Source organism: Pseudomonas sp. Pmew2 (genome assembly GCF_058129885.1).
Genome location: NZ_CM176702.1, coordinates 3,884,169 through 3,905,464, shown reverse-complemented (window position 1 = coordinate 3,905,464; position 21,296 = coordinate 3,884,169). Strand labels below are relative to the sequence as shown.

Here is a 21,296-nt window from a genome sequence, read left to right as displayed (position 1 = left end):
GATCTCAGATACTGCCATTTTTCTCATTTGTGCGACGATCGCAATGATGTCAATGAGATAGCAGTTGGATGTTCACGACTGTGATAGCTAGGTGACGCATTGAATTCCCGGCGCTTTTTCTCACCGCTGTGGTTTGAAAGTTTTTTTGGTTGATCGCTAAGTTGATCGCTAAAAAGTGAAGTGCGGCACGTTTGTTGAACGCCTGGTATTGGTCTTGCTCCTTCACACATCCCCAACTACATCGCACCAATCTCCGGCTTGCCCGTTCTCGACCCGCCATAAACCGGTGGATGCGTGACGATGTGCGTCAGGTCGACTGCCGAGGCCAGCAGTTTTTGCAGGTCCGGGCGTGGCCGGGACAAACGTGGGTCATTCTCCGTCGCCTGTTCGAGCGCTTCGGCGCAGGCGAGCAGTTTTGCGTCGCCGCGAAACCCGCCGATCACCTGAAGCCCGAACGGCATGCCGTTGTGGTCGGTGCCGCAGGGCAGGGACAGTGCCGGGTTGGTGGTCAGGGTGATGGTGTAGCACAGCGCCAGCCAGCGATAGTAATTGTCCAGTGGCACGCCGTTGACTTCGCGCAGGTACAGTTCGCTCCAGGGGAAGGGCGAGACTGGTGTGGTCGGCGCGAGGATCAGGTCGTAGTGTTCGAATTGCTTCTGGAAACCGCGGAAGATCCGGCTCTGCTCGCCATGTGCCTTTACGCAGTCCTGCAGCGACATGGCGGCGCCCATCTCAAAGTTGGCGCGGGTGTTGGGTCCCAACGCATCAGGATCGCGGTCGTGGGCGTCCTGCAACCCGGCAACGAAGGCTTCGGCACGCAGTACGTCGAAGGTGTGATGGGCGCTGCCCAGATTCAGGTCGATGGCTTCGCAGGATTTGAAGAGCGGCTTCAGTGCGTTGATTTTTTCCCGGAAAACGGCACGGATTGTGTCATCGACTGCGCACGCGCCGAAGTCTTCGCTATAGCCGACCCGCAGTTGGCTGAGGTCGACGGTGCGTGGTGCAAATTCGTCATCGGCAATGGCATAGCTCAACGGATCGGACTGCCCCAGCCCGGCGCTGGCGCGCAGTTGCAGCAGCGTGTCGGCGACATTGCGACCCATCGGGCCAACAACGGAAATCGGCGTCCAGCCGAGTTTTTTGCGTTCGCTCGGTACCAAGCCGGGTGAAGGTCGCAGGCCGACGATGCCGCACAGTGCTGCGGGAATGCGCAACGAGCCACCGGTATCTGAACCGCTGCACAACGGCACCATGTCCACAGCCAATGCGGCGGCTGAACCACCCGAGGAACCGCCTGCGTTGAGTTCCGGATTGAACGGGTTGCCGGTCGCGCCCCACACTACGTTGCGGGTGTTGGCTCCGGCGCCGAGTTCCGGGACATTGGTCTTGCCGACGACGATTACCCCGGCAGCACGCAGGCGGGCGACGAACAGGTTGTCCTGCGCGGGGATGTTGTCGCGGAACAATTGTGAGCCGTAAGTGGTGAGTACCCCGGCAGTTTCTTCCAGATCCTTGATGCCGATTGGCAGGCCATGCAGCAGCCCCAGCGGTTTGCCTTGCAGGACTGCATGCTCGGCCAGCAGCGCCTCGTCGCGGGCGCGCTTGAAACAGGTGGCGGCGAACGCATTGATTTTCGGATTGAGGGTTTCAATCCGCTCGATACAGGCGTCGAGCAATTCCACTGGCGAGATCTGTTTGTTGCCGATCAGCGCACGCAGTTCGGTGGCGGATTTGCCGAGCAGCCCGGATGGGTTTTGCATGGAGTGTTCTCCCGAATGTAATCGTTCACCGCGTGGGAATGCATTTCGTGACGCTCTGCGTCACACATCTGCGTCGCGCCTCTTTTTCCAGGTCGGGCACAGCACGTGGGCAGTCTCTTCAAACATCCCCCAGCGCCAATATCGTCGCCACCAGCGCCTGGCCTCTGGGCACCAGGGTATCAAGCTCCAGATATTCACGGTCGGTGTGTACCTTGCCGCCGACCGGGCCGAGACCGCACAGGGTAGGGATGCCCAGGCTGGCGGTGAAACCAGAGTCGGCGCAGCCCCCGGTGAACTCACCTTCCACGCTGAAACCCAGTTCCTGCGCAAGCCCCTGATAGATACTCAACAGTTCAGTGCTGTGCCGGGCTTCCATGGGCAGGAAGGTCGTGGCTTCCAGCAGTCTGGCCGATGTGCCGGGCAGTTCCTCTTCGGCGACGATGGCCTGGACGGCGGCGAGAATTTCATCCCATTGGCGCAGTTCGACAAAGCGCCCGTCGAGTTTCGCCGTCGCGCTGGGTGCAACGGTGTTGCTGGAGGTGCCGCCTGAGATCAAGCCGACGTTGGTGGTAATGCCCGCTGCATAGTCGGTCAACGCATGCAGCTTGATCACCTTGTGCGCCAGCGCCTGAATCGCGCTGGCACCGTCGGCGTGATTGACCCCGGAATGCGCCGCACGGCCGCTGACTTCAATGATCAGCGTGGCACCGCCTTTGCGGGCACTGACCACGTTGCCGCTGGCGCGTCCCGGTTCCGGGTTGAGCACCGCGCGGGCCTGACGGGCATACTTTTCGATGTGAACACGAGCGCTGGCGGAGCCGATTTCTTCGTCTCCGGTATAGAGGATCTGTACCGGAAATGGCAGCGGGCCGATGCGCTTCAACGCTTTCAGCGCAAAGCAGTTCAGCACCAGTCCGCCTTTCATATCCGCCACGCCAGGGCCATAAGCCAGTTCGGCATCTTTGGTATAGCCGCGAGTGGACGTGGTGCCTTTGGGAAATACCGTGTCGCGATGGCCGAGCAGCAGCACCGGCTTGCCGGGGCCGCCTGGCAATTCAGCCAGCAGCACATCGCCGAAACCGTCAACCGGGATACGTTCGACGCTGATCCCGTCGGCCAGCAATTGCGTGGCGAGCAGTACGCCGACCGCATCCACTCCGGCCTTGTCGTAACTGTTGGAGTCGGTATCGACCAGGCGCTGCAGCAGCGCTTCCATCGCCTCATATTGCTCGGCCAGCCACGCGGTGGCGTGCAGTTGTGCCTCATTCATTCACTCAGCTCCTGTGCCCGCTGCTCCCGGGTCAGTCGTGCGCCGTCCGTGCCCAGGTCCCAGAACAGTCCGGCCATGATTTGCAGGCTCTCCTTGACCACCGGAGCCAGCAAGTGCTCGTCAGGTGCATGCTGCGAGCACGCCGGGTATGAGTGTGGCACCCAGACCGTCGGCAGGCCCAGCACTTCAGCGAATACGTCATTGGGCAGCGAACCGCCCAGATTGGGCAGCAGCGCGGGTTTCTTGCCCGTGGTGGCGGCCAGCGAATCCAGCGCCCAGCCGACCCACGGGCTGTCCGGTGACAGGCGCGTGGCGTGCATCACGTCCATGCGCGTTTGTCTGACCTCGACACGATCGAAGCCATGGGCATCCAGGTGCGCGCGCACCGCGGGGATGAACGCGTTGTAATCACTGTCGACCACAAAGCGAATGTGACACAACGCGTGAGCCTTGCCGGGAATGGCGTGTACCGGGGCGTCCGGGTTGCCGGTCTTGAAGGCGAGCACGTCGAGGGTGTTCCAGCCAAAGACTTTTTCGCTGAGCGACAGTGCCGGGTCGCCCCAGCCAGCGTCGATGTCCGGGTCGCCGGGGCCGCCGCCGACCTCGATATCCGCCAGCGCAGTGCGCACGGCATCGGGAATTGCTGTCGGCATCAGGCCCGCGACTTTCACGCGGCCATGCGCATCGACCATGCTGGCAATTGCGTTGGCCAGAATGATGCCTGGGTTGGCCAGCAGCCCGCCCCAGTTGCCGGAATGGTGCGCGCCTTCACGCAGGTTCACCGTCAGCTCGAAGTTGAACACCCCGCGCGAGCCAAGAAACAGGGTAGGGCGCGCCGCTGCCAGGCGTGGGCCGTCGGAGGCGATGAAAATGTCTGCGGCGAGTTCTTCTGCGTGGGCCCGGCAGAACGCGCCAAGACCCGGCGAGCCGTCTTCTTCGCCCATTTCCAGCAGCAGTTTGACGTTGAAACCCAGCTTGCCGTCGCGTGCCTTGAGGGTCTGCTCCAGAGCGGTCAGGTTGATCAGGTGCTGGCCCTTGTTGTCCGCAGTGCCACGTCCGTACCAGCGTTCGCCACGTTCGATGACCTGCCACGGCGACAAGCCCGGTTGCCACTGCGCGTCATAACCGCGAACCACATCGCCATGACCATAACTGAGCAGGGTCGGCAGGGCCGGGTCTTCGATACGGGTCGCGATCATAAGGGGGCCACGCCCGGCGACCGGGTTGTCATGCACCGCCACGCTGAAGCCTAAACGCTCTACATGCGGTGTAATGAATTCGTGCAGATAGCGATAAAGCTCCGGCAGGCTCTCGGCCTCCTGGCTCTGGGTCGGATAGGCGACGCTTTCGCCAAGCAGGGCGAAAAATGCGCCGTTGTCGAACTGTTCAGTGACGTTTTCGATGGCGTGCGAACGGCTACTCATGAGGGCATCAGCTCCAGGGTTTTCGAGGTGTCGCGCAAGTGGCAGCGCACGGTTCCGCCTTCCATGCGGCCAATCACCGGAGACTTCTCCTTGCACACCGCCATGCAGGCCGGGCAGCGCGGGTGAAAGGCACAGCCGGATGGCGGCGACATAGGGTTGGGGAAGGTCCCGTGCAAACCCAGATCGGGAATGCCCAGATGCGGGTCAGGGGTCAGTACCGAGTCCAGCAACGCCTGGGTGTAGGGATGACCGGGTCTGGCGAACAGCGATTCGCGGCTGCGCTCTTCGACAATCCGCCCCAGGTACATCACCGCGACGCGGTCGGCGAGGTGTTCGATGACGGCCAGGTTGTGGCTGATCAGCAGGTACGTCAGGCCGAATTCCTGTTTCAGGTCCTGTAGCAGATTAAGAATTTGCGCCTGCACCGAAACGTCCAGCGCCGAGGTCGGCTCGTCGCAAATCAACACATCCGGGCGCATCACCAGGGCCCTCGCAATCGCTACCCGCTGGCGCTGGCCACCGGAAAGCTGGCTCGGGTAACTGTCGATCACGCGCTTGGGCAAGCCGACCACGTCCATCATCGCCTCGGCACGCTGGCGACGTTCGGTATGGGTGCCGATGTCATGCACGATCAGCGGCAGAGTGACGATTTCGCGCAGGGTCTTGCGCGGGTTGAGCGACGAGTAAGGATCCTGAAAGATCGGCTGGATGCGCCGTGCCATCTCCTTGCGGTCGGTTCCGGCGAGGTGTTTGCCGTTGACCAGCACATCGCCGCTGCTGGGCGCGAGCAGGCCCAGCAGCATCTTGGCCAGGGTGCTCTTGCCGCATCCCGATTCGCCGACCAGCCCGAGGGTTTCGCCGCGCATCAGGCGCAGTGACACACCGTCGACTGCTTTCAAAGTCGCATTGGGTTTGAAAAAGCCACGGCTGATGCTGAATTCGCGACGGATGTCGCACAGCTCCAGAGCAATGTCTTTTTTGGCGCTCGTGTTAAGGGCCTGATTATTCATGACGTCATGCCCTCACGGTGCAATACAGTTTCTTCGCCCGTTGAAGCAAACAGGCAGCGGGTCATGTGGTCCTGGCTATTGATTGGCGGCACGTCTTCGGCGCAGGCCGGGATTGCCAGCGAGCAGCGATTGCGAAATGCACAGCCATGTTGCTCGCCCACCAGGCTGGGCACCAGCCCCGGAATCGAACCCAGCGGCTGGCCTGGCTGGGTGCGCCCGGGGATCGGTATGCTCGCCAGCAAGCCGCGGGTATAGGGGTGTTGCGGGTTCTCGAACAACTCGATGGCCGGGGCGGTTTCGACGATCTGTCCGGCGTACATCACCGCAACCCGGTCGGCGATACGTGCTACCAGCCCCAGGTTGTGGGTGATGAAGATCACGGCCAGACCCAGCTCCTTCTGAATGTCGCGGATCAGGCGCAGGATCTGTGCCTGAATGGTCACGTCCAGTGCGGTGGTCGGCTCGTCGGCGATGATCACGTCCGGTTCGCACATCAGTGCCATGGCGATGATCACCCGCTGGCGCATGCCGCCCGACAATTGATGCGGGTACTGACGCAGGCGTTCGCTGGCGTTGCTGATCCCGACTTTTTCGAGCATCTGCGCGGCGCGCTGCAGGGCCTCCTTGCGGGACACCTTGCGGTGTCGGGTGAGCACTTCGCTGAGCTGATCGCCGATGCTGTAGGCTGGGTTCAGCGAGGTCATCGGCTCCTGAAAGATCATCGCCAGGCGGTTGCCGCGCAGGTCGCACATCTGCCGCTCGCTCTGGGTCAGCATGTCGATGCCGTCCAGGCTCAGTGTCGTTGCGGTACGCCGGGCCTTGCGCGGCAGCAGGTCCATGAGTGCCAGCGAAGTCAGGGATTTGCCGCAGCCGGACTCGCCGACGATGCACAGCATTTCGCCGCGCTCGACCTGAAAATCCAGGCCGCGCACTGCGTGGAGCGTGTCTTGGCCGAGAGGAATCTCGACACGCAGGTTTTCAACCTGTAACAGGGCCATGCGCGTATCTCCTCTGTTAGTTGCGCCCGTCGGGCAGGATCAGATCGCGCAGGCCGTCGCCGACCAGGTTGATGCCCAGCACCAGCACCATCAGGGCGATGCCGGGAATCGCGATAACCCAAGGGGAAAAGAACATGTACGGTTTGCCTTCGGCGATCATCAGTCCCCAGGACGGAATCGGTGGCTGTACGCCGACCCCGAGGAACGACAGTGCCGACTCGAGGAGGATCGCGTGAGCCATTTCCAGGGTAGCGACAACGATCAGCGCGCCGACCAGATTGGGCAGGATTTCGCTGGCCAGAATGCGTAGCGTCGAGCAGCCCAGCGCCTGGGCCGAGGCAACGTATTCAGCGTCGCGGATCTGCTGCACAGCAGCGCGGACCACCACGGCAAAGCGGTCCCAGAGCAGGCAGCCAAGCAGCACGATCACCACTTTCAGCGAACCACCGATCAGCGATGCGGAGGCCAGTGCGATCATCACCACTGGCATTGCCAGGCGCGTGGTGATCAGGTAGCTGATCACAGCGTCGGTCTTGCCGCCGAAGTAGCCGGCCAGCAGGCCCATGATGGTGCCGATGACGCCAGAGATGAGCGCCGCCGAGAAACCGATGAATAGCGAGATGCGTGCGCCGTACAGCAGGCGTGACAAGTAATCGCGGCCCAGTTTGTCGGTGCCCAGCACATAGTCCCAGGTGCCGTTGGCCATCCATACCGGTGGTTTCATGCGCAGCATTACATCCTGCGTGTAAGGGTCGTAGGGGGCCAGCCAGGGGGCGAACAGTGCGCCGAACAGGATGATCAGCAACAACACCGCGCCGATGGCAAAACCGCGGTGCGCGAAGCTGCTGCGTAATGTGCGCCAGACGCTGCGCGCCGGAGGCTGGTAATCGTTGATCAGCAGCGGCGATGAAGTGGTTGTGCTCATGGGGCCTCCTATTTCACGCGGATGCGCGGGTCGAGCAGTGCGTTGAGCACGTCGGCCAGCAGGGTGAGGACGATGTAGATCACCGCGATCAACAGCACGACCGCCTGCACCACCGGGAAGTCGTCACGGGCAATCGCGTCCCAGGCCAACTGGCCAATGCCCTGCAGCGAGAAAACCGTCTCGATGACCACCGAGCCGCCAAGCATGAAGCCGAACTCCACGGCGGCCAGTGCCACCACCGGGATCAACGCGTTGCGCAACGCATGCTTGAACAGCACGGTGGCGGGGCGCAAGCCCTTGGCACGCGCGGTGCGGATGTAATCGGAATTGAGCACGTCGAGCATGCCGGCGCGAGTCAGGCGCATGATCGCCGGTGTGGCGTAATAACCCAGCGCGATGGCAGGCATGACGAAGTGCGCCCAGGTCGAGTTGCCCGACACCGGCAGCCATTTCAGGGTGACCGAGAACACCACGATCAGCATCAGCGCGAACCAGAAACTCGGCATGGCCTGACCCAGTACCGCGATGCTCAGTGCCAGGCGATCGATCCACGTGTCGCGTTTCACGGCGGCCAGCACACCCAGCGGAATGGCGATCAGCAGCGCAATACTCAGGGCCATTGCGCCCAGCCCGAGGGTGATCGACAGGCGCGAGGCGATCAGGTTGTAGACCGACTCCTGGAAGAAGAACGAGTCGCCCAGATCAAGACGCACCACGTCGGCCAGCCATTCGAAATACTGCGTAACCAACGGCTTGTTGAGGCCGTACTGCACCCGGATCTGTTCGATCTGCTCGCTGGTGGCTTCCGGCCCGCCGATGGCAGTGGCCAGATCGCCTGACAGGTGCAGCAGGGAAAAGCTGATCACCGACACGGTAATCGCTACGCACAGGGCAATGCCCAGGCGGCGCAAGAGAAATCCGAACATGGCAAGTGACCTTGTGTTCAGGGAATGACGGGGTGGCTGACCCAACTGCAAGGCGCGTCATGCGCCTCACAGCCAGGCTTGCCGACGGTCTTGGTCAGGCGCTTATTTCCAGCTCGACAGCACGAAGCGCGGCAACTCGTCCGGGTAAGGCTTGAAGTTCAGGTCCGAGACATAGGCGTAGTTCATCGAGTAGTTGAACAACGGCGCCCAGTAGGCCTGTTCGCTGATGCGCTGCAAGGCCTTGCGGTAATTGTCCTTGCGCACCTGCGGGTCCAGTGCATTGTCGGCGGTCTGCAGCCAGCCCTGGACTTGCGGGTCCTTGATGTTGTCGTCCGGGTTGCCCTTGAACCAGGTGCCGGCCGAGGCTGAGGTATCGAGGATCGAGAACGAGCCCCAGGCCTGAAACGACATTGGCACTTTGCCGCCACGTTGCTGATCACGCAGGGCCGCGTACTTGAGGTAGCGCAGCTTGGCGTTGATGCCGACTGCACGCAGGTTGCCGATGATTGCTTCAACGTAGTCGCGGTCGCGGTAGGCGAATATTTCGGTTTCAAAGCCGTTCGGGTAACCCGCTTCGTTGAGCAGCGCCTTGGCCTTGGCCGGGTCATAGTTGTAGACCGTGGCTGCCGTGGTGTCGCAACCGAACTGACCGGGGTAGCAGGCGACCTGCAATGGTTTGCTTTCACCACCGACCAGTTGCGAGGCCAGACCGTCACGGTTGATCGCATAGTTGATTGCCTGGCGTACTTTCAGGTGCTTCATCGGCGAGTCGGCGCTGGAGGTGCCGCGCGCATCCAGAATCAGAAAGCCGATACGCATGGTCGCGCCGCTGGTGACCACCAGGTTGGGCATGGCTTTGAGGTTTTCGGCCTGATCCGGCGCTACGCGCCAGGTCCAGTCGATGCCACCGGTCATCAGCTCGGCCAGACGTGTTTCAGCATCGGCAATCACGCGAAAATTGATGTGAGCGATCTTCGGCTGGCCCTGTGGGCTGCCCTGAAAGTAATCCGGGTTCTTGTCCATCTTCACGCCTTCACCGGTAGCAATGGCCGTCACCTTGTAAGGCCCCGTGCCAATCGGTTTACGGCTGAAGCCTGCCATCCCGACTTCTTCGAAATACTTTTTCGGGAACATCGGCACAGCGTTGGAAAGGTATTCCAGCGCAGGCGGGAAAGGCTTTTTCAGGTGCAGGCGCACGCTGTAGTCACCCAGTTTTTCGGCACTCTTGATCCAGTCGACGTTTTGTACCGTGACCACCTTGGATTCGGGCGATACCACGTAATTGAGGGTAAATACCACGTCATCTGCCGTGAACGGATCACCGTTGTGAAACTTCACGCCCTCGCGCAGCTGGAAATCGATGGTGGTGTCGTCGACCTGCTTCCAGCTGGTGGCGAGCATGGGTTGGTACTCGCCATTGTCCGGGTTGCGATAGACCAGGTTGTCCCAGATCAGGCGACCGAGAATCACTCCCTCGCGCAGGTCGTTGTGATAGGGGCTGATGTTCTCCGGTTCGCTGTCGGAGGCGTAGACCAGTGTGTCGTCGGCCTTGCCAGCCAGGGCGGAAAAACTGCTGAACAGGCTCAATAGCGCGATGCTGCGAGCGAAACCCTTGATTCCCATGCCGTCGTCTCCAAAAGGCAAAGTGGATGTATCAAAGGGCAGTGGGGTCGCAAATGCGAGAAGAGGGGAGAAACGAGGCTGCAGTGTTCTTTTGATTGCGTTGTATTGATGTTGCGCCTCGACATGACTCTAGGCAAAGCGTATCAATGCCACAAGCACAATATTTCGAACCTTTCATTGCCGAAAAGGCAACGCAGGAGCCGCGATGCAACTCTACGGCGTACAGTCCACCGCGTTGCGCTACTTCCTTGAAGTGGCGCGTTGCGGGTCGATCAGCGAGGCGTCGATACGGCTCAATGTCGCGTCCTCGGCAGTCAGTCGGCAGATCAGCAAGCTGGAGCGCGAGCTGGATGCCGTGCTGTTCGAGCGCCAGGCACGCGGCATGATGCTTAGCGAGGCGGGTATCCGTCTGGCAGCCTATGCGCGCAAATCACAGCTGGAAGCCGAGCAGGTCGTACTGGAAATCACCGAGCTGCAAGGCTTGCAGCGTGGTCATGTACGACTTGCCTGCTCGGAAGGCTTTGCCCTGGATTTCCTGCCACGGTGCATTGCGCGATTCCGGCGGCTGTATCAAGGCATTCATTTCTCGATGGAGGTCTGCGCGCCGGCCCAGGCCACCGAGCGGGTGCGCTCCGGGGATGCGGACCTGTGTCTGACCTTCAGCCTGACACCGCAGAACGAAATCAAGGTCGAGCACATTCACAGCGGCGCGATCTGCGCGGTGGTCAGTCATAACCATCCGCTGGCCTCACGCACCGAAGTCTCGCTGGCCGAGCTGCAACCCTATGCCATCGCCCTGACCAATCCCGACACGACCTTGCGCCAGTTGTTCGACATCTGTTGCGGGGTGCAGGGCCTGCTGTTCGATCCGGTGCTGACCAGCAATTACATTGGCGCGCTACTGCGGTTTGTGCGTGAGGAGGGCGGTATCAGCCTGTCCAGCGAGATGACGCTGGACAAGCGCGCACACGAAAAACAGCTCAAGTCGCTGCCGATCAGCGACGAAGGCATGAAGGCGCGTCGTATCGAACTGCAAAGCATGGCCGGACGCAACCTGCCCGCAGCGGTTGCGGCCTTTCGGGATTTTCTGATCGAGGAGCTGGCAAAGACCTGACACGCAGGTGGCGTCGGTGGTGCGCTTTAACGGGCTGGTAGCGTTTGGTTGATGAAGTCCATAAGCATGATGTTATAGTGTAACGAATTTGCGGCTGCACTCTGTGCGGCCGTGAACCGCCAACATCAGGCTTCGCCCCTCGGCGAGGTTCGCCAAAGAGACGACTGACGCACATGAACAACCCCCTCCCAGACGTTGCCCTGACGGAAGTTTCCTCGGCCCTGGTTTCACTTGACTGGGTCGGCATGCAGGTCGTCGAAGTGCCTGTCAGGCTGGCCGAAGCGGGCGTCCGGCACCCGGTCCATGCGCATGTCGATCTGCAAGTCGATCTGGCCGATCCGAGTGTCAAAGGTATCCATATGTCGCGGCTCTACCGGCTCCTCGACAGGTATGCCGAGCACCAGATACTGAGCCCCGATACGCTGGGTGCGCTGATGGAAGCCATGGTCGAAAGTCACCTGGACTGCCATTCCAGCCGCGCCCGGCTCACCCTGAGCTTCAATCTGCTGTGCCGTCGCCCGGCGTTGATTACCGAAGGGCTCAGTGGCTGGAAATCCTACCCGGTGAAGCTTGACGCCACATGGCGCGCCGGTCGTTTGTGCCTCGACGTTTCAGCCGACATCACTTATTCGTCTACCTGCCCGTGCTCGGCTGCACTGTCTCGACAACTGCTGGAAGGGGCTTTTACGGCACGCTTTGGCAGGCAGTCGTTTGTCGACCCGATGCAGGTTGCGACCTGGCTGCGCGAGAACGCCTCGTTCGCCACGCCGCACAGCCAGCGCAGCGTGGCTACCGTCCAGGTGCGGGTGGCAGAGCAGGCGACCGAACTGGGCCTGATGACGCTGATCGACGCGGTCGAGCAGGCGTTGGGCACCCCGGTACAAACCGCCGTCAAGCGTGCCGATGAGCAGGCATTCGCCCGGCTCAACGGCCAGAATCTGATGTACGTCGAAGACGCCGCGCGCAAGGTCCAGCAAGCGCTGGAAGGCCGCTATGCAGCCTCCAGCGTCAGTGTGCGTCACTTCGAAAGCCTGCATCCGCACGATGCGGCCGCCCAGACTTCCAACTACCTGTCCTGAGGCTTCATACCGTGATCCGTAAAAATCCTTCCGGCCATCTGCCGGTCATCGCCGAATCCGCTTACATCGATAAAACCGCGATCATCTGCGGCAAGGTGATCATCAAGGACAACGTGTTTGTCGGCCCCTATGCCGTGATCCGCGCTGACGAAGTCGACGCTACAGGGGACATGGAGCCGATTGTCATCGGCGCCAACTCCAATATTCAGGATGGCGTGGTGATTCACTCCAAATCGGGTGCTGCGGTGACCATCGGCGAGTTCACCTCGATTGCCCACCGCTCCATCGTGCACGGACCTTGCATAGTCGGAGATCGGGTGTTCATCGGCTTCAACAGCGTGCTGTTCAACTGCCAGGTCGGCAAAGGCAGTGTGGTCAGACACAACTTGGTGGTCGACGGTCGCGATTTGCCGGAGAATTTTTACGTGCCGTCCACCACCCGGATCGGGCCTAATACTGATCTTTCGCAATTCCCACCGGTGAGCATTTCGGCTTCGGAGTTTTCCGAAGACGTGGCGCACACCAACATTGACCTGGTGCGCGGCTACAAGGCACTTCAGAACGAGTTCTGACACAGAACACAATCGACTCATTGCACTTCCGGCTACGGATCTGGATTTTTCATGACAGCAGTTGTTCAACCAACCCGCGCGCCAGCATCACGGCTGCGCTCTATCGATGCTCTGCGCGGGCTGATCATTCTCTTCATGCTGCTGGACCACGTACGGGAAACCTTCTTCCTGCACCGCCAGGTCCTCGACCCGATGGAGGTCGCAAGCACCGAACCCGCCCTGTTTTTCAGTCGCACACTGGCGCATTTATGTGCGCCGCTGTTCGTTCTGCTGACCGGGCTTTCGGCGTATCTGTATGGCGAGAAATATCAGGGCAGGACCGACGTGTCGGCGTTTCTGCTCAAGCGCGGGCTGTTTCTGATTGCCTTGGAGTTCACCCTGGTGAGCTTCGCCTGGACCTTCCAGTTCCCGCCGACCATCATCTACCTGCAAGTGATCTGGGCCATCGGCCTGAGCATGGTTGCGCTGTCGCTGATGGTGTATCTGCCGCGCTGGGCGCTGGTGGTCATTGGCGTGGTGATCATTGCCGGGCATAACCTGCTGGACTCACTGCACTTTGGTGTCGAGTCGGCCATGCACATTCCGTGGGCGATTCTGCATGATCGGGGCTGGATCGAGGTCTCCGATAACCTGCGTTTCCGTACCTCTTACCCGTTATTGCCGTGGATTGGCATTATCGCGCTGGGCTACGCCGCAGGCCCTTGGTTTGCCGGTAGTTACGATGCGGCGAAACGACGTGCAAACCTGTGGATGTGGGGTGGGGGAGCGCTGTCGGGCTTTGTGGTCCTGCGCATGATCAACGGCTACGGTGAAAAACCGTGGAGCGTTGGCGAGACCGGTGTGCAAACGGTCATGAGCTTCTTCAACATCACCAAATACCCACCGTCGTTGCTGTTCATCAGCCTGACGCTGGGGATCGGTTTGCTGATTCTCATCGCCTTCGAACGCAGTCAGGAAAAAAGCTGGTTGCGGTCCTTGGTGGTGCTCGGCTCGGCACCGATGTTTTTCTACCTGCTGCACCTGTACGTCCTGAAGATTCTGTACCTGATTGCCGTAGCGATCTGGGGAACCAACCAGGGCAAATACTTCGGTTTCGACCACATATGGGGTGTCTGGCTGACCTCGGTGGTACTGGCGGTGCTGCTGTTTCCGGCCGTGCGCTGGTTCGCTGAGCTGAAGGCGCGTCGTCGCGATATCAGCTGGTTGAAATACCTGTAACCACCGTAGGCACGGCGCGCCATCAGGCGCGCCGCTGCCGGTCTGACCTCAATCGCTCTGCGCACCATAGTTCATGATCGACAGCAGCTTGATCGGCACCTGCACCAGTTGCTCGGGACCGTGGGGAATGTCGCCGTCGAAGGTCAGGCTGTCACCGGCCTGCATCGGATACAGCTGATTGCCGTGGCGGTAGATCAGCTCGCCTTCGAGCAGGTGGAGAAACTCGGTGCCAGGGTGTGAGAAGGTCGGAAACTCCTCGCTGGCATCGTCCATCGTCACCATGTACGCCTCGAAACTCTTCTTCGGCCCACGGGTATGGTTGAGCAAGTGATAGGTGTGGCCTTTCTCGGTGCCGCGCCTTACCACCTCAAGCCCTTCATCGGCTTTCACCAGCAGTGCACTGCTGCCTTGCTGATCGTACTGGCTGAACAGCTTGGACATGGGCATACCCAGCACGTCGCAAAGACGGCTGAGGTTGTCGAGACTGGTTGACACCTGTGCGTTCTCGATCTTGCTCAGCATGCCCTGGCTGATACCGGCAATGCGCGCTACGTCGGCAAGCTTCAGCTCCTGAGCCTGGCGCTGGCGTTTGACCTGAATACCCAGGTATTGCTCAAGCTTCAATTTCGGATGCGGTTCGGTCGGCATATTCATCGGCTGCGCACAGTTTCCGTTCAATAATTTTTATTTTGCACTGGGAATGTGCATTTCGCCGCTGTCATCGCGTACTTCAGTTGCAAATTATTCCCGGAGAGAAAACGAGTTTCCCATATAAACAGCTGAATTGCCCCTTCCACGTCTCTTCGATTTGCTGGCATACCAAACTGGCAAGCGCTTTGCATTCCTAAAGGGAAAGTAACTTTCCTGCTCAGAATATATTCTCGGCGGGTAGTGAAACAACGCTCCTTCCCTGAAACGTTTTGCCATGCCAGGAGACACGTCCCATGTTGCCACCCGAAACACAGCGCCTGATCGAACAGCACGGCATCAAGTATGTGCTGGCTCAGTTCGTGGATATTCATGGTTCGGCCAAGACCAAGTCGGTTCCTGTGACGGGCCTGGAAATGGTTGCAGAGGACGGTGCCGGGTTCGCCGGTTTCGCTATCTGCGGCATGGGCATGGAACCCCACGGCCCGGACTTCATGGCCAGGGGCGACCTGTCGTCGCTGACCCCGGTGCCGTGGCAGCCGGGGTATGGGCGGGTGGTGTGCATCGGTCATGTGGATGGCAAGCCGTGGCCCTATGACAGCCGTTATGTGTTGCAGCAGCAGGTCGAACGCCTCAGCCAGCGTGGCTGGACCCTCAATACCGGGCTGGAGCCCGAGTTCAGCCTGTTCAAGCGCGATGCTGCGGGCAGCCTGCAAATGGTCGATGCCAGCGATAACCTCGACAAGCCTTGCTATGACTACAAGGGGCTGTCGCGTTCACGTGAGTTTCTCGAGCGCTTGACCGAGGCGCTACAGCCGGTGGGCTTCGACATTTATCAGATCGATCACGAAGACGCCAACGGCCAGTTCGAGATCAATTACACCTACAGCGAGGCCATGGAGTCGGCGGACCGCTTCACTTTCTTCCGCATGGCGGCCGGGGAGATCGCCAACGACATGGGCATGATCTGCTCGTTCATGCCCAAACCCGATCCGAAGCGTGCGGGCAACGGCATGCACTTCCACCTGTCGATCGCCAGTGCCAGCAGCAAGAACCTGTTTCACGACGCCAGCGACCCCAGCGGCATGGGCCTGTCGAAGATGGCCTATCACTTTGCGGCTGGCCTGCTGGCTCACGGCCCCGCGCTGTGTGCCTTCGCGGCACCCACGGTCAACTCCTACAAACGCCTGGTGGTCGGCAACTCGCTGTCGGGGGCGACCTGGGCTCCAGCGTTCATCGCCTTCGGCGCCAACAACCGTTCGGCGATGGTGCGGGTGCCCTATGGCCGCCTCGAGTTTCGCCTGCCGGATGCCGGTTGCAACCCGTATCTGGTCAGCGCCGCGATCATCGCCGCAGGGCTGGACGGTATCGACCGGCAGCTGGAGATCGATCATGTCTGCAACGAGAACCTTTACACATTGAGCCTGGAAGAAATCGCCGCACGGGGCATCAAGACCCTGCCGCAGTCGCTCAAGGAAGCCTGCGATGCACTCGAAGCCGACCCTTTGTTCGCCGAGGTGCTGGGCAACGAGATCGTTGGTGAGTTCATCCGCCTCAAACGCATGGAATGGGTGGAGTACAGCCGCCACGTGAGTGACTGGGAAGTGAAGCGTTATATCGAGTTTTTCTAGCTGCACGTTTCAAGCTTCAGGCTGCAATAAGAAGCTGGATTGCGGCGTATTGAATTTTTCTGTCTATGCGGTTGGCTTGCAGCTTGTAGCTAAAAGCTTGCCGCTTCCGAACAAGGTGAGGCTTATGTGCGGAATCGTTGGTTTGTATCTGAAGAACCCGGCGCTGGAATCACAACTCGGCAGGTTGTTCGAACCGATGCTCGAGGCTATGACGGACCGCGGGCCGGACAGCGCCGGGTTTGCCATTTATGGCGATGAAGTGGCGCAGGGCTGGGTCAAGCTGACCTTGCAGGCCACCACCGAACAGTATGATTTCAAGGCGCTGATCGCGGCGCTGCAAAGCAGACTGGATGCACCACTGGACTGGTTTCAGAACGCCAGCGCCGTGGTATTGAAGATTCAGGCAGAAGAAGCCCCGGTGCGTGCTGCACTGGCGCAGTTGGCGCCCACCGTGCGCATCATGAGCGCCGGACAGAGTATCGAGATCCTCAAGGGCATGGGGTTGCCGAGGGAGATTTCCGAGCGCTTCGGTCTGGCGTCCATGAAGGGCAGCCACATCATCGGCCATACGCGCATGGCCACTGAAAGTGCGGTGACCATGGAAGGCAGTCATCCGTTTTCCACGGGTTCGGACCTGTGTCTGGTGCACAACGGCTCGCTGTCCAATCACTTTCGCCTGCGCCAGAACCTGCGTCGTGAAGGCATTCACTTCGAGACCGACAACGACACCGAGGTGGCCGCCGGTTATCTGGCCTGGCGCCTGCAACAGGGCGACAGCCTCAAGCAGGCGCTCGACAAATCGCTGGAGGACCTCGATGGCTTTTTTACCTTCGCCATCGGCACGCGCAATGGTTTTGCGGTGATTCGCGATCCGATTGCCTGCAAACCGGCCATTCTCGCCGAAACCGACGATTACGTCGCCATGGCCTCGGAATACCAGGCGCTGTCCAGCCTGCCGGGTATCGAAAACGCCAGGGTCTGGGAACCGGTCCCGGCCACTATGTACATCTGGGAACGCGAGCCAGCCGAGGGAGCACGCTCATGAAAACCGTCGATCTTTCCAGCGCCACCGTGCGTGATCTCAACCAGACTCTGCACGATCAGGTCAAGGCATTGCAAGAGCGCGAATGGCTGGTCACCCACCCTGACGGCGCGCATAACCTGGCGGTCGGCGTCAACGAGGCCATCTCCATCGATATTCAGGGCCATGCCGGCTATTACTGCGCGGGTATGAACCAGAAAGCTTCGATCACCGTGCACGGCAATGTCGGTGTTGGTTGCGCCGAGAACATGATGTCCGGCGCAGTCCGGGTCAAGGGCAGCGCCTCGCAGGCCGCAGGTGCCACGGCGCACGGCGGTTTGCTGGTGATTGAAGGCGATGCCGGAGCGCGCTGTGGCATTTCCATGAAAGGCATCGACATTGTGGTCGGCGGCAGCATCGGCCACATGAGCTGCTTCATGGGCCAGGCCGGTCGGCTGGTGGTCTGTGGCGACGCCGGTGATGCGCTGGGCGACTCGTTGTATGAAACGCGGATCTACGTCAAAGGCAAGGTCGAGTCACTGGGCTCTGACTGCATCGCCAAGGAGATGCGTGAAGAGCATCTGCAGGAGCTGCAGGAGTTGCTCAATCGCGCTGGCTTTAACGAGAAGGCAGCGGATTTCAAACGCTACGGCTCGGCCCGTCAGCTTTACAACTTCAAAATCGATAACGCCTCCGCGTACTGATTCAGGAGCATTACCATGAGCGACCCCATCAGCCAAAAACCTGCTCCAGTCCTGCGCGAGTCGGCCACCTTCGATCGCCTGACCATTCAGGAAATCCAGCGTGCTGCGGAAACCGGCATCTACGACATTCGCGGTGGCGGCACAAAACGCAAACTGCCGCACTTCGACGACCTGCTGCTGCTTGGCGCAAGCGTCTCGCGCTACCCGCTGGAAGGCTATCGCGAGAAGTGCGGCACCGACGTGGTGCTGGGTAATCGTTTCGCCAAAAAGCCGCTGTACCTGAAAATTCCGGTGACTATCGCAGGCATGAGCTTCGGCGCATTGTCGGCCAACGCCAAGGAAGCGCTGGGCCGCGGCGCAACTATCGCGGGAACCAGCACCACCACCGGCGACGGAGGCATGACCCCGGAAGAGCGTGGCCAGTCGCAGCATCTGGTCTATCAGTACCTGCCATCGCGTTATGGCATGAACCCGGACGATCTGCGCAAGGCCGACGCCATCGAGATCGTCCTGGGGCAGGGCGCCAAACCGGGCGGCGGTGGCATGTTGCTGGGCATGAAAGTGACGGAACGTGTGGCTGGCATGCGTACCTTGCCGGTCGGCGTCGATCAGCGTTCGGCATGCCGTCACCCGGACTGGACAGGCCCGGACGATCTGGCGATCAAGATTGCCGAGATTCGCGAGATCACCGACTGGGAAAAGCCGATCTACGTGAAGATAGGTGCCAGCCGCCCGTACTACGACGTCAAGCTGGCGGTGAAGGCTGGTGCTGACGTGATTGTGCTCGACGGCATGCAGGGCGGTACTGCGGCCACTCAGGAAGTGTTCATCGAGCACGTCGGCATTCCGATTCTGCCTGCCATCCCGCAAGCCGTGCAGGCGCTGCAGGAGATGGGCATGCATCGCAAGGTGCAGTTGATCGTCTCCGGCGGGATTCGCAACGGCGCCGATGTGGCCAAGGCCATGGCTCTGGGCGCTGATGCAGTGGCAATTGGTACAGCCGCTTTGATAGCGCTGGGCGACAACCATCCGCGTCTCGACGAAGAACTGAGAAAGATCGGCTCGGCAGCGGGTTACTACGACGACTGGCAGAACGGCCGCGACCCTGCGGGCATCACCACGCAGGACCCGGAACTGTCCAAACGTCTCGACCCGGTCGAAGGCGGGCGGCGTCTGGCCAACTACCTGCGCGTGCTGGTGCTGGAGGCTCAGACCATGGCCCGCGCCTGCGGCAAGTCGCACCTGCACAACCTCGACCCGGAAGACCTGGTGGCGCTGACCGTCGAGTCTGCGGCGATGGCCCGAGTGCCCTTGGCCGGGACGTCGTGGATTCCGGGTTCTGGTTACTGATTCGATAACGTGCTTATCGACCGCGATGGCACCGGCTGACGCCATAACGTGCTTTTCGACCGCGATGGCACCGACTGACGCCATAACGTGCTTTTCGATCACGATGGCACAGACGACGCAGAGTGCGACGTTAGTGACGGCTGAGTCCTGGCGCTGATCCGGGGGTAGCCTGGCAGGACGCCAGGCTAGCCGCACCGGACCATGGATGGTCCGTTGCGGCGACCCCCGGATCAGTGACAGGGCGAAGGAACCCGACGAAGTCGGGCCGGAAACAGGAGCGAAGGGATTTGCCTACTTTGGCCCCATCAAAGTAGGTCGCCGAGGGGCGAAAAGGTGACTCAAGTCGAGCCTGAATCTCACTGAGTCGCAGAACTGTGTGACGCGGAGCGTCACGAACTGCATTACCACGCGGAGCGTGGGAACGAGAACCTTGGTGGTTTAAGCCCCCGCTTTCGGGCTCATCGGACTTATATATAACGCCATTCGCGCCACGAGCGCTTGCCCCCAAAGAGGCCGAAGAGCCTCGCCTGTCTCGATGACCTTTCTTGCTGCCAGACACTTTCCATTCATTTGCGGGAGCTTTGAACATGGTCAATCGTCTACACGGCAAATCCCTTACAGCTTTACTCGCGCTCGGCGCTCTTGCCCCGTTGGCGCAGGCAGCTGACGCCCCCGTTCTGAACACCGGCAGCACGGCGTGGATGATCACCGCAGCCGTGCTGGTGCTGTTCATGTGCCTTCCGGGGCTGGCACTATTTTACGGCGGGCTGGTGCGGGCCAAGAACATGTTGTCGCTGTTCACCCAATGCTTCGGCATTGCCGGAGTGGTCGGCGTGCTGTGGGTCATCTACGGGTACAGCATGGTAGTGGATACCAGCAACATGGTCGAAGGGCAGGTGAGCTTCAACAGCTTTGTCGGCGGACTGAGCCGCGCGTTTCTGGCCGGCATGACCCCCGACAGTCTGGTCGGTGACATTCCGGAAGGCGTGTTTGTGACCTTCCAGATGACCTTCGCCATTATCACGCCTGCGCTGATTGCCGGAGCCTTTGCCGAACGCATGAAGTTCTCGGCCGCGCTGCTGTTCATGGCGCTGTGGTTCACCCTGGTGTATGCGCCGGTCGCGCATATGGTCTGGGGCGGGGCAGGTGCGCTGATGCATAACTGGGGCGTGCTGGACTTTGCCGGTGGCACCGTCGTGCACATCAATGCCGGTGTCGCGGCACTGGCGGCGTGTCTGGTGCTGGGCAAACGCAAGGGTTATCAGAATACCCCGATGCCTGCACACAACCTAAGCCTGACCATGGCTGGCGCGGCGATGCTTTGGGTCGGCTGGTTCGGTTTCAATATCGGCTCCGGTGGCGGCCTGAACGGCACCTCAGGCATCGTCATGCTCAACACGCAAGTGGGTGCCTGCGCCGGAATACTCGGCTGGATGTTCACCGAGTGGTTCAAGGTCGGCAAACCCAGCGCGCTGGGCCTGGCAAGCGGTGCGTTGGCGGGTCTGGTCGGCATCACCCCGGCGTGTGCTTACGTCGGAGTAGGTGGAGCACTGGCGATTGGCGTGCTATGCGGGGTGTTCTGCTACCTGAGTGTGACCGTCCTGAAGAAACGCCTGGGTTACGACGACAGCCTCGACGTCTTCGGCCTGCACGGCATCGGCGGCATGATCGGTGCAGTGCTCACCGGCGTGTTCTGCGTGCCGGCAATGGGCGGGCTGGTGCCGGACGTGACCATGGGAGCCCAAGTGATTGCCCAGATCAAAGGCGTGCTGTTCACCACGGTATATTGCTTCGCAGTCAGCTGGATCATCCTCAAGGCCGTGCAGGCACTGATCGGCCTGCGTGCGCATGAATCAGTGGAAGAGATGGGGCTGGATCTGGCCGAGCATAACGAGCGGGCTTATAACCATTGAAGGTTGGCCTTAATTGAGTGGAGCGAGAGTAAAGTCCAGACACCTCTCGTTCCTCACGCTCCAGTGAACTGCCCCCAAGAAGTTGGACACCAATCCGACCTCACGGGGGT

General features: G+C 60.7%; 18 protein-coding genes. 9 read left to right on the top strand and 9 right to left on the bottom strand.

The window, feature by feature from the left end; translation table 11 throughout:
• Window positions 1-236 precede the first annotated feature (236 nt).
• From AC4ANK_RS17790 to AC4ANK_RS17755, 8 genes are all read right to left on the bottom strand, one after another.
• Complete coding sequence (locus AC4ANK_RS17790; RefSeq protein WP_031596835.1) at window positions 237-1,760, bottom strand: amidase; 1,524 nt, start codon at window positions 1,758-1,760, stop codon at window positions 237-239.
• A 118-nt stretch (window positions 1,761-1,878) separates the two neighbouring features.
• Window positions 1,879-3,030 (bottom strand): M20 family metallopeptidase, encoded by a 1,152-nt coding sequence (locus AC4ANK_RS17785; RefSeq protein WP_002553860.1) that lies wholly within the window; start codon window positions 3,028-3,030, stop codon window positions 1,879-1,881.
• Window positions 3,027-4,454, bottom strand: coding sequence for a M20 family metallopeptidase (locus AC4ANK_RS17780; RefSeq protein ID WP_002553859.1), 1,428 nt, complete (start codon window positions 4,452-4,454; stop codon window positions 3,027-3,029). The genes AC4ANK_RS17785 and AC4ANK_RS17780 overlap by 4 nt, the downstream gene beginning before the upstream one ends.
• Window positions 4,451-5,464, bottom strand: coding sequence for an ABC transporter ATP-binding protein (locus AC4ANK_RS17775; RefSeq protein WP_031596834.1), 1,014 nt, complete (start codon window positions 5,462-5,464; stop codon window positions 4,451-4,453). The genes AC4ANK_RS17780 and AC4ANK_RS17775 overlap by 4 nt, the downstream gene beginning before the upstream one ends.
• Window positions 5,461-6,462, bottom strand: coding sequence for an ABC transporter ATP-binding protein (locus tag AC4ANK_RS17770; protein ID WP_460384874.1), 1,002 nt, complete (start codon window positions 6,460-6,462; stop codon window positions 5,461-5,463). The genes AC4ANK_RS17775 and AC4ANK_RS17770 overlap by 4 nt, the downstream gene beginning before the upstream one ends.
• A 16-nt stretch (window positions 6,463-6,478) precedes the next feature.
• A complete protein-coding gene (locus AC4ANK_RS17765; protein WP_002553856.1) occupies window positions 6,479-7,387 on the bottom strand; it encodes an ABC transporter permease in 909 nt (302 codons plus the stop codon).
• An 8-nt stretch (window positions 7,388-7,395) separates the two neighbouring features.
• Window positions 7,396-8,313, bottom strand: coding sequence for an ABC transporter permease (locus AC4ANK_RS17760; RefSeq protein ID WP_002553855.1), 918 nt, complete (start codon window positions 8,311-8,313; stop codon window positions 7,396-7,398).
• Window positions 8,314-8,415: 102 nt separating this feature from the next.
• Window positions 8,416-9,936, bottom strand: coding sequence for an ABC transporter substrate-binding protein (locus tag AC4ANK_RS17755; protein ID WP_031596833.1), 1,521 nt, complete (start codon window positions 9,934-9,936; stop codon window positions 8,416-8,418).
• A gap of 205 nt (window positions 9,937-10,141) precedes the next feature.
• Here AC4ANK_RS17755 and AC4ANK_RS17750 point away from each other — a divergent pair, with 205 nt between their 5' ends.
• The 4 genes from AC4ANK_RS17750 to AC4ANK_RS17735 all read left to right on the top strand — a co-directional run bounded on the left by AC4ANK_RS17750 (window position 10,142) and on the right by AC4ANK_RS17735 (window position 13,919).
• On the top strand, window positions 10,142-11,050 hold the full coding sequence (locus tag AC4ANK_RS17750) for a LysR substrate-binding domain-containing protein (protein ID WP_002553853.1): 909 nt from the start codon (window positions 10,142-10,144) through the stop codon (window positions 11,048-11,050).
• 173 nt (window positions 11,051-11,223) lie between these two features.
• Complete coding sequence (gene folE2, locus AC4ANK_RS17745) at window positions 11,224-12,129, top strand: GTP cyclohydrolase FolE2 (RefSeq protein WP_002553852.1); 906 nt, start codon at window positions 11,224-11,226, stop codon at window positions 12,127-12,129.
• An 11-nt stretch (window positions 12,130-12,140) separates the two neighbouring features.
• Entirely contained in the window at window positions 12,141-12,701 is a 561-nt protein-coding gene (locus tag AC4ANK_RS17740) for a gamma carbonic anhydrase family protein (protein WP_460384877.1), read from the top strand.
• Between the two features lie 51 nt (window positions 12,702-12,752).
• Window positions 12,753-13,919, top strand: coding sequence for an acetyltransferase domain-containing protein (locus tag AC4ANK_RS17735; RefSeq protein ID WP_002553850.1), 1,167 nt, complete (start codon window positions 12,753-12,755; stop codon window positions 13,917-13,919).
• A 48-nt stretch (window positions 13,920-13,967) separates the two neighbouring features.
• Here AC4ANK_RS17735 and AC4ANK_RS17730 read toward each other — a convergent pair whose 3' ends face one another.
• On the bottom strand, window positions 13,968-14,573 hold the full coding sequence (locus tag AC4ANK_RS17730) for a helix-turn-helix domain-containing protein (protein WP_460384879.1): 606 nt from the start codon (window positions 14,571-14,573) through the stop codon (window positions 13,968-13,970).
• A 290-nt stretch (window positions 14,574-14,863) separates the two neighbouring features.
• Between AC4ANK_RS17730 and glnT the strand changes: the two genes are divergently transcribed.
• The 5 genes from glnT to AC4ANK_RS17705 all read left to right on the top strand — a co-directional run bounded on the left by glnT (window position 14,864) and on the right by AC4ANK_RS17705 (window position 21,186).
• Window positions 14,864-16,198 carry a type III glutamate--ammonia ligase gene (gene glnT / locus AC4ANK_RS17725; RefSeq protein WP_002553848.1) on the top strand — a complete coding sequence of 445 codons (1,335 nt, stop codon included), beginning with the start codon at window positions 14,864-14,866 and terminating at the stop codon, window positions 16,196-16,198.
• A gap of 124 nt (window positions 16,199-16,322) precedes the next feature.
• A complete protein-coding gene (locus AC4ANK_RS17720; RefSeq protein ID WP_004665566.1) occupies window positions 16,323-17,243 on the top strand; it encodes a class II glutamine amidotransferase in 921 nt (306 codons plus the stop codon).
• Window positions 17,240-17,923 (top strand): GltB/FmdC/FwdC-like GXGXG domain-containing protein, encoded by a 684-nt coding sequence (locus AC4ANK_RS17715; RefSeq protein WP_002553846.1) that lies wholly within the window; start codon window positions 17,240-17,242, stop codon window positions 17,921-17,923. Before AC4ANK_RS17720 ends, AC4ANK_RS17715 begins: the two co-directional genes overlap by 4 nt.
• A gap of 15 nt (window positions 17,924-17,938) precedes the next feature.
• Window positions 17,939-19,273, top strand: a complete 1,335-nt coding sequence (locus tag AC4ANK_RS17710; protein ID WP_002553845.1) for an FMN-binding glutamate synthase family protein — start codon at window positions 17,939-17,941, stop codon at window positions 19,271-19,273.
• Between the two features lie 587 nt (window positions 19,274-19,860).
• The gene (locus tag AC4ANK_RS17705; protein WP_460384882.1) at window positions 19,861-21,186 is read left to right on the top strand and encodes an ammonium transporter; all 1,326 of its coding nucleotides are present in this window, start codon (window positions 19,861-19,863) and stop codon (window positions 21,184-21,186) included.
• Window positions 21,187-21,296: the final 110 nt, after the last annotated feature.